14 protein-coding genes and 1 pseudogene are annotated in these 12,477 nt (G+C 47.9%); all 15 read right to left on the reverse strand.

Annotation, left to right across the window (positions count from 1 at the left end; all coding sequences use genetic code 11):
- Positions 1–125: 125 nt before the first annotated feature.
- Positions 126–941: pseudogene (gene rluB, locus ACQ661_RS02845) on the reverse strand (23S rRNA pseudouridine(2605) synthase RluB); the annotation flags it as partial.
- A 6-nt stretch (positions 942–947) separates the two neighbouring features.
- Entirely contained in the window at positions 948–1,529 is a 582-nt protein-coding gene (scpB, locus tag ACQ661_RS02850; RefSeq protein ID WP_110076197.1) for an SMC-Scp complex subunit ScpB, read from the reverse strand.
- Positions 1,510–2,328 carry a segregation and condensation protein A gene (locus ACQ661_RS02855; RefSeq protein WP_375152911.1) on the reverse strand — a complete coding sequence of 273 codons (819 nt, stop codon included), beginning with the start codon at positions 2,326–2,328 and terminating at the stop codon, positions 1,510–1,512. The genes scpB and ACQ661_RS02855 overlap by 20 nt, the downstream gene beginning before the upstream one ends.
- An 8-nt stretch (positions 2,329–2,336) precedes the next feature.
- Positions 2,337–2,960: an L-threonylcarbamoyladenylate synthase gene (locus ACQ661_RS02860; protein ID WP_110076195.1), complete on the reverse strand. Its 624-nt coding sequence runs from the start codon at positions 2,958–2,960 to the stop codon at positions 2,337–2,339.
- 34 nt (positions 2,961–2,994) lie between these two features.
- Positions 2,995–3,822, reverse strand: a complete 828-nt coding sequence (locus tag ACQ661_RS02865; protein WP_431667544.1) for a PHP domain-containing protein — start codon at positions 3,820–3,822, stop codon at positions 2,995–2,997.
- Positions 3,819–5,840, reverse strand: a complete 2,022-nt coding sequence (locus tag ACQ661_RS02870; RefSeq protein WP_431667546.1) for an FAD-dependent oxidoreductase — start codon at positions 5,838–5,840, stop codon at positions 3,819–3,821. The genes ACQ661_RS02865 and ACQ661_RS02870 overlap by 4 nt, the downstream gene beginning before the upstream one ends.
- Before the next feature lie 53 nt (positions 5,841–5,893).
- Positions 5,894–7,276 (reverse strand): carbohydrate porin, encoded by a 1,383-nt coding sequence (locus ACQ661_RS02875; protein WP_431667548.1) that lies wholly within the window; start codon positions 7,274–7,276, stop codon positions 5,894–5,896.
- Positions 7,277–7,288: 12 nt separating this feature from the next.
- Positions 7,289–9,271: a BCCT family transporter gene (locus ACQ661_RS02880; RefSeq protein WP_431667549.1), complete on the reverse strand. Its 1,983-nt coding sequence runs from the start codon at positions 9,269–9,271 to the stop codon at positions 7,289–7,291.
- A 154-nt stretch (positions 9,272–9,425) separates the two neighbouring features.
- Positions 9,426–9,689 (reverse strand): 30S ribosomal protein S17, encoded by a 264-nt coding sequence (rpsQ, locus tag ACQ661_RS02885; protein ID WP_110076191.1) that lies wholly within the window; start codon positions 9,687–9,689, stop codon positions 9,426–9,428.
- Entirely contained in the window at positions 9,689–9,880 is a 192-nt protein-coding gene (rpmC, locus tag ACQ661_RS02890) for a 50S ribosomal protein L29 (RefSeq protein WP_110076190.1), read from the reverse strand. The genes rpsQ and rpmC overlap by 1 nt, the downstream gene beginning before the upstream one ends.
- Entirely contained in the window at positions 9,880–10,293 is a 414-nt protein-coding gene (rplP, locus tag ACQ661_RS02895; RefSeq protein ID WP_110076189.1) for a 50S ribosomal protein L16, read from the reverse strand. The genes rpmC and rplP overlap by 1 nt, the downstream gene beginning before the upstream one ends.
- A gap of 11 nt (positions 10,294–10,304) precedes the next feature.
- Positions 10,305–10,994, reverse strand: coding sequence for a 30S ribosomal protein S3 (gene rpsC / locus ACQ661_RS02900; protein ID WP_110076188.1), 690 nt, complete (start codon positions 10,992–10,994; stop codon positions 10,305–10,307).
- Positions 10,995–11,004: 10 nt separating this feature from the next.
- Positions 11,005–11,337 (reverse strand): 50S ribosomal protein L22, encoded by a 333-nt coding sequence (gene rplV / locus ACQ661_RS02905; RefSeq protein ID WP_110076187.1) that lies wholly within the window; start codon positions 11,335–11,337, stop codon positions 11,005–11,007.
- A 12-nt stretch (positions 11,338–11,349) separates the two neighbouring features.
- Positions 11,350–11,628 carry a 30S ribosomal protein S19 gene (gene rpsS / locus ACQ661_RS02910; RefSeq protein ID WP_026860408.1) on the reverse strand — a complete coding sequence of 93 codons (279 nt, stop codon included), beginning with the start codon at positions 11,626–11,628 and terminating at the stop codon, positions 11,350–11,352.
- 16 nt (positions 11,629–11,644) lie between these two features.
- On the reverse strand, positions 11,645–12,469 hold the full coding sequence (gene rplB / locus ACQ661_RS02915) for a 50S ribosomal protein L2 (RefSeq protein WP_110076186.1): 825 nt from the start codon (positions 12,467–12,469) through the stop codon (positions 11,645–11,647).
- Positions 12,470–12,477 lie beyond the last annotated feature (8 nt).

The following is a 12,477-nucleotide window of genomic DNA, read 5'->3' on the forward strand; positions in this document are numbered from 1 at the left end:
TTGAAAGCATCTTTTCTGCTTTCTTGACGGCGTGGCTTACCTTTTGGCTTAGCGGCAGCAGCCGGCTGTTTCGGCTCAGCTGTTTTCGAGCCAGAGCTACCTTTACGGTTCTGCTCCAGCTTTTGTGCCTGCATTCGACGAGCGCGTGAATAGCGCTTCTGCCGTGTTTCTTGCTGACGCGGATCAACAAAGCTACGCGTTTCTGCAGGTAATCCTACCAGTTCACGTAAGTAATTAATTTGCGTTAAGGATAACTCGCCCCAGCCGCTTTGTGGCAAGCCTTGTTCGAGTTTGATATTACCGTAGCGCACACGCATGAGGCGGCTTACTTGCACCCCTTGTGATTCCCATAAACGCCGTACCTCACGGTTGCGGCCTTCAGTTAACATCACGCGGAACCACTGGTTCATGCCTTCACCACCGCCACGTTTAATCTCTTTAAAAGCTGCCGGCCCGTCTTCTAGTTGTACGCCTTTTTTGAGTTTGCGCAACATTGCATCATCAACGTCACCAAACACTCGCACGGCGTATTCACGCTCAATTTCATGGCCTGGATGCATCAACCGGTTGGCCAGCTCACCATCGGTAGTAAAGAGTAATAGCCCCGAAGTATTAACATCCAAACGACCAACCGCAACCCAGCGTGCGCCCTGCATTCTTGGAAGTTTATCGTAAACGGTAGGACGCCCTTCAGGATCTCGTCGGGTACAAAGCTCGCCTTCGGGTTTGTGATACATCAACACGCGGCAAATGACATCTTCTGGCGGCTTAATTGTCACTTCATGGCCGTCAATACGAACTTTAGCGTCCGCATCAACACGTTCGCCAAGCGTGGCAACTTCACCATTAATACTGACTCGGCCTGCTGCAATTTTCGCTTCTAATTCGCGACGCGAACCATGGCCTGATCGGGCGAGAACTTTTTGTAACTTTTCACTCATTAGCATTTACTCTATATCTGTCGCTGTCTCAGCGGGTATCTGAGCTGCTTGCGCGCTATTCCTGAGCGGCGCCGGAGCGTCGGGAATAGCCGGTAATTCGGATAAATCCTGTAAACTAAAATAGTCCAGAAATTCGCTTGTAGTGGCATAAAGCTGGGGGCGCCCGGGTACTTCTCGATGCCCGACTACCTTAACCCAACCGCGTTCTTGCAAGGTTTTCATGATTTGCGAACTCACACTAACCCCGCGGATTTCTTCAATATCGCCGCGTGTAATGGGTTGTCGGTAGGCAATCAGTGCTAAGGTTTCTAGTAAAGCTTGCGAGTACCGCGGCGGCTTTTCTTGCCACAAACGGCTTATTATACCACCCAATTCGGTGCGCGTCTGAAATCTATAACCAGATGCAACTTGTTGCAGTTGCACACCTCGCTCCGCATAGTCTTGTCGTAATTCGTCCAATACCGCAAGCAACTGTTTTTTAGACACTTGTTCAGGAGCAAAGTAAGCTAACAACTGCTGTTCAGACAGCGGTTGCTCGGTAACAAACAAGAGTGCTTCCAAAGCTTGCTTAAGCTGTCTCAATTGCATCGGCAGTTACTCGTTGCGATAGATAGATGTCGCTGAAGGGTTCCACTTGGACCACCTCAATCAAGGCTTCTTTAACTAATTCTAAGGTAGCTAAGAAACTAACCACTACCCCCTGTCGGCCCTCGGCAGCAGTAAAAATCTCTTGCAGTCGAATGCGAGGCTTAGTCTGTAAGAGATCAAGAATTCGGCTCATACGTTCGCGCGTTGATAACTTTTCTCGTTCTACTTGATGGTGATGCTGTAATTGCGCCGTTGCCAATGCTTGACTAAAAGCCAGTGCCAATTCAGCCAAGCTGACGTTAGGTTCTGGTAATTCAAGCTGGTCTCGTACGTCCGTAGCTAATTGTATCGGTGAAAAATCGCGCCCTGCCTGTGGTAATTGCTCAAGCTGCGCAGCTCCCTGTCTAATGGCTTCGTATTCTTGGAGGCGCCGCACCAATTCCGCTCGTGGGTCGATCTCGTCATCGTCATCAGCAACCGGCTTAGGTAGCAACATCCGGCTTTTAATCTCGGCCAAGATTGCTGCCATCACGAGATAATCTGCTGCTAACTCTAACTTCAGCTCTTTCATCATGGCCACATATTCCATGTATTGCTGAGTTATGGGGAGGATAGGCAGTTCGACAATATCTAATTGCTGCCGCCGAATTAAATACAAAAGCAGGTCCATCGGCCCAGAAAAACTCTCGAGGATAAGCTCTAGTGCCTCTGGCGGAATATAAAGATCTTCCGGTTTTTCAATAACGGGTTCACCACGAACAAAACCCAACGGGAGTGATTGCTGCTCAGCCGGCATCATGACACCTACTAATCTGCAAAGGGCGTGATATCACCTGCACCAACCCGGCTTACCTTAACTTCATCGTCGGCCATATCAATCACGGTTGTTGGCTCTTCACCACGATGTCCACCATCTATGATCACATCCACCTGACGCTCAAGTCGTTCACGAATTTCGTAGGGATCCGACTCGGCAAATTCATTCTGCCCCAAGACTAAACTCGTCGACATGATTGGTTCGCCCATGGCTTCCAATAAAGCCATCGTGATAGGGTCATCGGACACTCGAATACCAATCGTTTTACGCTTAGGATTAAGTAAGCGCCTTGGCACTTCTTTGGTGCCCTTAAGAATAAAGGTGTAGCGCCCTGGAGTATTATTCTTGAGTAACCTAAAGGCGGTATTATCAACTCTTGCGTAAGTTGATAACTCCGATAAATCACGGCACATGAGGGTGAAATTATGCTCTTTATCGATATCACGAATTTGACAGATACGTTCCATCGCATTTTTATCACCGATACGGCAGCCAATCGCATAACCCGAGTCGGTAGGATAAACGGCTACCCCACCGCGCATAATAATCTGTACAGCCTGCTGTATCAGCCGCGCTTGCGGATTTTCTGAATGAATACTGAAATACTGGCTCATATCACTTCAACTTATTACGAGGGTTTAAATTAACTTACTGCCATGTATTCCATATTGGCACACAGTGTGCTGGTAGACAAAGATTTTTGCCTAACTCACGCCACCTACCTGGATTATGGAAATCTGAACCAGCCGACGCCAGCAAGCCGATTTCACTAGCAAAGGTTGCCAACGCTTCTCGGTGTCCAGGGCTTTGTGCGCCTATGGCTACTTCTAAGGCATCGAGATTATCGGCCTTGGCGTCTTGCAATAACCGCCGCAACCACTTGTTACTTAACTGATAAGCGTGAGGATGCGCCAATACAGTGGTCCCCCCTGCTGCTTTGATCGTCGCAATCGCAGTTGCTAAATCAACCCACTCAGCTGCAACATAGGCTTGTTGTCCTTTGCCTAAATAACGCCGAAATGCGGCTTCAAAGCTACTAACCCAGCCACCTTCGAGCAAAGCCTCAGCCAAATGCTTGCGCGTTGGCATGGTCAGTTGTTCTGCTAGGGGCGGCTCAATTGCAATACCTGCTTTGGCAAGCTTAGCCACCATACCGGCGTAACGGTCGCGCCTGACCTGCTGCTGCTGCGCTAGCAATTGACGTAACTTATCGTCTTCGGCATCAAAATTCACCCCGACCAAATGAATTTCATGTTGCTGCCAACGGCAGGTTAATTCAACGCCGTTCACCAACGTCAGTGGCAACTGCTGTTGCGTTATTGCCACACGCGCCACGGGCAGAGCATCAATGGTATCGTGATCAGTAATCGCCAAATGGGTCACACCATAGTGATGAGCCCGCGCCACGAGATCCGCAGGAGTTAAGCCGCCATCAGAATAATTACTATGACAATGCAGATCGTAACAAAGGGTCATATCTTAGCAGCCAATTCAGCCCCTTGACGAATGGCTCGTTTGGCATCCAGTTCAGCTGCAACATCGGCCCCACCAATTAAATGTACTTGCATCCCCGCTTGCTCTAATTGCTGCTGCAGTTCTCGCTGAGGTACTTGCCCGGCACAAATAACAATGTGGTCAACCTCAAGTAGTTGGCTTTGCCCATCTTGCTCGATCCATAAACCTTCGTCCGTGACTTTTTGATAGGTCACTCCAGCTAGCATTTTAACGCCTTTTTTATTGAGCGTAGCACGATGCACCCAGCCAGAGGTTTTACCTAAGCCAGCGCCAACTTTACTGGTTTTACGTTGCAGTAAATACACCTCACGTTCACTTGTCTCGGCTTTGGGTGCGGCTAGAGCACCCCGCTGTTGATAGCTATCATCAACGCCCCAAATCGCAGACCATTCTTTAATATCAAGCGATGGCGATGTTGCCGTCGTTAAATACTCGGCCACATCAAAGCCAATCCCTCCAGCACCGATCAGGGCCACACGTTTGCCCACTGGTTTATGATCACGCAACACATCCAAGTAACCCAAGACCTTAGGCGAATCACTACCGCTTATTGCTACTTCACGAGGTACTACCCCCGTTGCCAGTACCACTTCGGTGAACCCTTGTTGCTGTAAACTGTCGGCAGTTTGTCGCTGGCCCAAGTGCACGTTTACTCCAGCTGTTTGCAGGCGCTGCTTATAATACCGCAAGGTTTCATAAAACTCTTCTTTACCAGGAATTTGTTTAGCGTAGTTAAACTGCCCACCAATGTCGTCACTACCATCAAATAGGTGCACCTCATGACCTCGTTCCGCAGCGCGACAGGCGAACTCTAATCCGGCTGGGCCTGCACCTACCACCGCAAGTTTCTTCGGCTGTAGCACTGGCTTAAAGACCAACTCGGTTTCATAACATGCTTGTGGGTTAACTAAACAACTGGCTCGTTTATTCTCAAACACATGATCTAAACAGGCTTGGTTACAGGCAATACAAGTATTGATGTGTTGAGCTTGGTTCGCTGCTGCCTTGTTCACAAAATGGGGGTCAGCCAGCAGTGGCCGAGCCATAGACACCATATCCGCTTCATCATTAGCCAAGATTTGTTCGGCTATTTCGGGCGTATTAATTCGGTTCACAGCAACCACTGGAACCGATAGGTGTTTGCGTACCCGCGCGGTTATCCAACTAAAAGCAGCGCGTGGTACCGACGTCACAATGGTAGGAACCCGTGCCTCATGCCAACCAATACCGCTATTAATAATATTCACGCCGGCTTGTTCTACCCGTTTACCTAACTCAACCACTTCATCGAACTGATTACCATCTGGCACTAGGTCTAACATGGACAATCGATAAATAATGATAAATTCAGGACCTACCGCAGCACGAATAGCCTTAATAATTTCTACCGGAAAACGCGCTCTGTTATCAAATTCGCCACCCCACTTATCGTTACGCTGATTAGTGCGCGGACAAATAAACTGATTGATTAAATAGCCTTCAGAGCCCATTACCTCAACCCCATCATAACCAGCTTTCTGTGCCAGTTTAGCGGCCCGTGCAAAATGCTTGATGGTGGTTTGGATTTGCCGCTCTGTCATCGCTTTCGGAGTAAACGGCGTGATCGGTGCTTTGAGTTTACTCGGAGCCACTGAAAAAGGATGATAGGCATAGCGACCTGTATGCAAAATTTGCATACAGATCTTGCCATCATGTTGATGCACAGCCGTCGTGATTTTTCGATGCTTGGCCACTTGCCAAGGCCGACTCAGCTCGCTCCCAAAAGGGCTGATACGACCACGGAAATTCGGACTAATACCGCCAGTAACTATTAACCCAACGCCACCCTTAGCTCGTTCAGCATAAAACGCCGCTAGTTTTTCAAATCCATTTTTTTCTTCTTCAAGGCCTGTGTGCATAGACCCCATTAAAATGCGATTTTTAATCTGAGTAAAACCTAAGTCTAACGGCTGAAATAAATGCGTGTATGGCGACGTCACGTTAACCCCTAATTAAACAAGTGTTTGAATAAAGCCACTGTACTCATTTTTGACTAAAAATAATAGCCTATATTGACGTTGAAACGGGTGTTGGTCTGTTTGCTATCGCCACTCATAGAGCCACCTACAAACGGTTGGTTACGCGCAGTAACTAAATCAAAATAAGTATACAAACCACCGGCGCTAACAGCCACGCCCAACACATTCATCACCGTATCTTCCGTATAAAAGCGCTTATTCGTCATTAAACTAAAATCGTTGTAAAAGGTAAGATTTGTGACAGGTCCCCATTGCACCGGAAGGCTATAGGCCAGGTTAGCGCTATATAAAGTCGCTTTGCTAGGAATCGTATCGTAATAAGCATAAGCACCAACAACGATACCTTGTTCAGCTAGTTCCATATCGTAATCATACTGAGTCACCTGCCCCATCAGGGTCCAGCGATTGATATTGTAGACACCGTGCACCGCCCATGCCTGCCGCTCACCTATATTATCAGTTCCGTTATTCATATCACCGAACTGCCAGCTGGCACCAATTTCAACCGACTTATCAGCGGCTAAGTCGTATTTACGCGCCGCCCGCAAGGCCACACTATTCGATTCAGCCACTAGTGCAGTAGGGTCATCGTAGAGTCCTTCACCAGCCAGACGAACGCCCAAGGCATCGTAGGCATAACGATCGGCTTTGCTTGGCGATAGGCCATTGACGCCACCCATTTCGTCACCTTTAAAAAAGGCAACGTCAAAGTCCCAATCACTACTGCGGTAAAGTAGCTTGGCACCTAAGTCGTGATCATCTTCAAGGCCTACATAAAAGTTCGAGCTAAAAAAGTAGCTGTTGGAATTATAGGGCGTGATCCCAAACGGCACTTTAGTGACGCCCAATTGTCCCTGCCACTGTTCAGAAAAGTTGTAACCTACCCATGCATGTTGCACCGTATCCATGTACTGGAACCAACGATACTGTGCTGACAGCACGACATCTCCTATTTCACCGCTGTAGTCGATGCGGACCAAATCAAATTCAAAATCACCACCGCGGTCTTTAAGAGGATCGTTATAATCTTCCCATTTGTATTGCATGCGCACAGCACCACCGATTCTGATAGGATCATTCTGTGCTGCTTGTACATCCTCATCTAAACGTTCAACACGTGCTGCCAAGGCCGAGCTTTTAGCTTGTCGACGCGCCGCCACTTGCTCTACTTGTTGGTTCGCTGTGGCATTTGTCGTTGCTGTTGTTGTAGTCGTTGCTGCTGAGTCTGATTGCTCAGCAAGTTTCTGCTCTAATTCAATAACCCGTTGTTGCAGTTGTTGTAACTGTTGCATTACGGCTTTTAATTCAGCCGCTGTTTCTGCATCTTGTGCAACAGCTTCACTCGTATTCAAACTAACAAGGGTTGCTAGCGCTAGTGCTACCGAGGTAGGTTTCATAGGGACTTCTCCTTAGCGTAGAATATGTAAAAAATGCATATGCTTGTGATAGTGATCTATTAGGTCACCAATAACCGCTTCGCGCGACCAACCCAGCACATCATAATCTTGCCCGCCCTCACGCAAATGCACCTCTGCTCGGTAGTATTTTTGCTCCTCGGCAACCTCGACAGCTGCCGCGGTGGCACTCACCTCATCCATATGCAAAAAGGCTGGCTGTATGTGAGCAGCCAATTTCACTTGGTAAATAAAGTCTATCTCGTCGCCATGCTGAACTCGAAAGGTCTTTTGCCCTTGCTCATTTGTGTCCAACACGACCGTTAAGCCACTGGCACGCATCTCCTCAGCAACCTCTTTAAAGGCTGGCGTAATCACTTGAACTAAAAAGCGTTCACCCACGGCTTTACTAGGGAAATCGATGATATTGTGCAATCGTTCACGCCAGTTCTTATTGCTCATTGCCGACGCTGTGAGGTAGTTATTCTGCAAGGTGTCTTTTTTGTGCACATCAACACGCAACGCCCTAATTAGACCGTAGGTGGCTATCATCAGGACAATGGTAAAAGGTAAGGCACTAGCAATGGTCATTGTCTGTAGCGCCCCTAAACCACCTGCTAGCAGCAGAATAATCGCCACAATACCCTCGCCACTGGCCCAGAAGATCCGTTGCCATACCGGCGTGTCATCACGCCCGTTAGAACAAAGCATATCTACCACCATTGAGCCTGAGTCTGAAGAGGTGACAAAGAAAACCACCACCATCAAAGTCGCAATGAAGGATAATGCGGTACTAAATGGAAACTGCTCTAAGAAGACAAACAGGGCTACCGATACATCTTCTTGCACTGCCTTACCTAAGCTTTCCGCGCCTTGGTTAAGCACCATATCAATAGCCGAATTACCGAAAAAGGTCATCCACATTAAGGTGAAACCGGCCGGTACCAATAACACCCCGAGTACAAACTCGCGAATGGTTCGACCGCGCGATACCCGCGCGATGAACAAGCCCACAAATGGTGCCCAACTTAACCACCATCCCCAGTAGAAAACGGTCCAACCGCCAATCCAATCAGTTTTTTGGTAAGCGAATAAATTGAAGGTGTTACTGACAATTTCAGAAACATAGGCACCCGTGTTTTGTACAAAGGCTTGTAATAGAAAAACCGTGGGGCCCAAAACCAAAACAAAGACTAACAGCAACACTGCCAGCCCCATATTTAACTCAGATAAGCGGCGGATGCCCTTGTCTAAGCCGGTTGTTACAGAAATCACGGCTAACAAGGTAACGCCAATAATCAGCAACACTTGCACTAAGTTTGACACCGGAATATCAAACAAATAATTAATTCCGGCATTAATTTGTGTTACGCCATAGCCAAGCGAGGTGGCGACCCCAAATACGGTTCCGATAACTGCGAACACATCCACCGCGTGGCCGATAGGCCCATAAATCCGATCTCCAATTAACGGATACAAGGCAGATCTTAAGGTCAGCGGCAGGCCATGACGGTATGCAAAAAAGGCTAGGATCAGTGCCACGATGGCGTAGATTGCCCATGCATGTAAGCCCCAATGGAAAAAGGTAATCTTCATGGCTTCGCGAGCAGCTTCTACCGAACCAGCTTCAGCTACGGGAGGCGCCAGAAAATGCATGATAGGTTCGGCTACTCCAAAAAACATGAGGCCAATACCCATTCCCGCAGAAAATAGCATCGAAAACCAAGTTATTTTTGAGTAATCAGGTTCGGAATGGTCAGGCCCCAATTTTATCAAACCAAAACGGGAAAACCCCAAGTACACCACACTCAATAGAATCACTGCTACCGCAAGCACATAAAACCAACTGGCGTTATCAATAATTGCTGCTTGTACCGTTTGAAAGAGCTGATTTGCGATATCTGGCCAAATAGCCGAGAAAAGTAAGATAAGGGTGATAAGCCCAGCGGCCGAATAGAAGACCGGCGGATTGAGTCTTGCAGGCGTCGTACTATGCATACACAATTCCTTGCGTGATGGTTCGTAAGTGCCTTAATTATAGATGATTTTAATATTTTTTTCTCACGCCAAAAAAAACGGCCCCAGATGGAGCCGTTTTCGCTTTCGTTTATTACGTCTTAAGTATCAATTTATCACTCAAACGAGCAATCCATTAGATAACTTCAGCGCGCTCTACAATTTCAACTAATGCCCAAGACTTAGTCTTAGATACTGGACGAGTTTCGCGAATAATCACGGTATCGCCAGCTTTACACTCGTTGTTTTCGTCGTGTGCGTGTAACTTAGTGGTACGGGTAATGTACTTACCATATACCGGGTGTTTAACACGGCGAGTTACTGCAACAGTGATAGACTTGTCCATCTTGTCGCTAGTTACACGACCTTGCAGAGTACGAATACGTTTTTCTTCAGCCATTACGCACCTGCCTTCTCAGTCAGAATAGTTTTAACACGTGCGATATCACGACGCACTTGCTTCAACATGTGAGTTTGATTCAGCTGGCCAGTTGCAGCTTGCATGCGCAGGTTAAACTGCTCACGACGCAAACCTAGCAATTCTTCTTGCAGCTGCTCAACGGTTTTTTCTTTCAGTTCGTTCGCTTTCATTACATCACCGTCCGAGTCACAAAGGTGGTTTTGAATGGCAGCTTACGTGCCGCAAGAGTAAATGCTTCACGAGCAATCTCTTCCGAAACACCGTCCATTTCATACAGGACACGACCTGGCTGAATTTGAGCTACCCAATATTCCACGCTACCTTTACCTTTACCCATACGCACTTCAAGTGGCTTCTGAGTAATTGGCTTGTCTGGGAATACGCGGATCCAAATCTTACCTTGACGTTTCACGTGACGCGTCATGGCACGACGAGCTGCTTCGATTTGACGCGCAGTCATACGACCGCGTTCAACCGATTTTAAACCGAAAGTACCGAAGCTAACTTTGTTACCTGCTTGCGCCAGACCACGGTTGCGGCCTTTGTGTACCTTACGGAATTTTGTACGCTTTGGTTGTAACATATCGTATCTCCTTACTTACGGCCTTTAGGGCGTTTTGCTGGAGCTGCTGGTTTTTCTTCAGCAACTGGCATGCCGCCTAGAACTTCGCCTTTGAAGATCCAAACTTTAATGCCGATAATACCGTAAGTGGTGCTTGCTTCGGCAGTAGCGTAATCGATGTCCGCACGCAATGTGTGCAATGGAACACGACCTTCACGATACCACTCGCTACGAGCGATTTCAGCGCCGCCTAAACGACCGCTTACTTCCACTTTGATACCCTTAGCGCCAAGACGCATTGCGTTCTGTACCGCGCGCTTCATAGCACGACGGAACATCACACGACGCTCTAATTGGCCTGCGATGTTTTCACCAACCAGTTGTGCGTCAAGCTCAGGCTTGCGTACTTCTGAGATGTTGATTTGCGCAGGAACGCCAGTCAATTTAGAAACTGCTTGACGCAATTTCTCTACATCTTCGCCTTTCTTACCAATCACAACACCTGGACGGGCTGTGTGGATAGTTACACGGATGCTCTTAGCTGGACGCTCGATAACGATGCGAGAAACTGACGCTGCCGCCAGCTCTTTTTGCAACATTTTACGAACCAAGTGGTCGCTGTGCAGGTTATCAGCAAAATCTTTTGTATTCGCGAACCAGGTTGCATTCCATGGTTTGGTGATACCTAGGCGAATACCATTAGGATGTACTTTCTGACCCATAACTTATCTCCTAGCTATCCGATACAACCACAGTAATGTGGCTGGTACGCTTAAAGATACGATCAGCACGACCTTTCGCACGAGGCATGATGCGTTTCATAGTAGGACCTTCGTCTACCATTACTTTTGCAACTTTTAACTCGTCGATGTCGGCACCTTCGTTGTGTTCAGCATTCGCAATGGCTGATTCCAACACCTTTTTCAGCAGGCCAGCTGCATCTTTAGGGCTGTAAGCCAAAATTTCCAGAGCTTTCGCTACTGGTAAACCGCGAATCTGGTCAGCAACCAACCGGCCTTTCTGCGCTGATAGGCGAGCAAATTTGTGAATAGCAATAGCTTCCATTTCAACTCTCCCTTAGCGTTTCTTGGCTTTCTTATCAGCGGCGTGGCCACGATAAGTGCGGGTTGGTGCAAATTCACCAAGCTTGTGACCAATCATTTCGTCAGAAACGAATACTGGCACGTGCTGGCGACCGTTATGAACAGCGATAGTTAAGCCGATCATATCAGGGATAATCATTGAACGACGGGACCAAGTTTTAATTGGCTTTTTGTCCCCGGCTTCCAACGCTTTCTCCACCTTATTCAATAGGTGAAGGTCGATAAATGGACCTTTTTTAAGAGAACGTGGCATGTCTAATCCTCAACTCTTATTTGTTGCGACGACGTACGATGAACTTATCAGTACGCTTGTTCTTACGGGTCTTATAACCCTTAGTCGGAGTACCCCATGGGGTAACCGGGTGACGACCACCAGAAGTACGACCTTCACCACCACCGTGCGGGTGATCAACCGGGTTCATCGCCACACCACGTACGGTAGGACGAACACCACGCCAGCGCTTCGCACCAGCTTTACCCAATTGACGCAGCATGTGTTCTGCGTTGCCTACTTCACCGATGGTTGCACGGCAATCCGCCTGAATTCGGCGCATTTCGCCAGAACGCAGACGTACTGTTACGTACGCGCCATCGCGAGCCAATACCTGTACTGACGCACCAGCTGAACGAGCTAGCTGAGCACCTTTACCAGGCTTCATTTCAATTGCGTGTACAACTGCACCCACTGGGATATTGCGCAGTGGCAAAGCGTTACCCGCTTTGATTGGTGCATCTGAACCAGACTGTACTTTATCGCCAGCTTTCATGCCCTTAGGAGCAAGAATGTAACGACGCTCACCGTCTGCATACAGAATCAATGCAATGTTAGCTGAACGGTTTGGATCATATTCCAAACGCTCTACTTTTGCAGGGATGCCGTCTTTGTCGCGTTTAAAGTCAACCATACGGTAGTGATGCTTGTGACCACCGCCGATATGACGAACAGTAATACGACCATTGTTGTTACGACCACCATTTTTGCTGTTTTTATCCAACAATGGGGCGTAAGGCTTACCTTTGTACAGGTCTTCGTTAACCACTTTAACAACGTGGCGACGACCTGGAGACGTAGGCTTACACTTAACTAATGCCATGTGAATTC

The sequence above is a fragment of the Pseudidiomarina sp. WS423 genome (genome assembly GCF_050750165.1).
In the GTDB taxonomy this organism is placed as follows: Bacteria; Pseudomonadota; Gammaproteobacteria; order Enterobacterales; family Alteromonadaceae; genus Pseudidiomarina; species Pseudidiomarina fusca.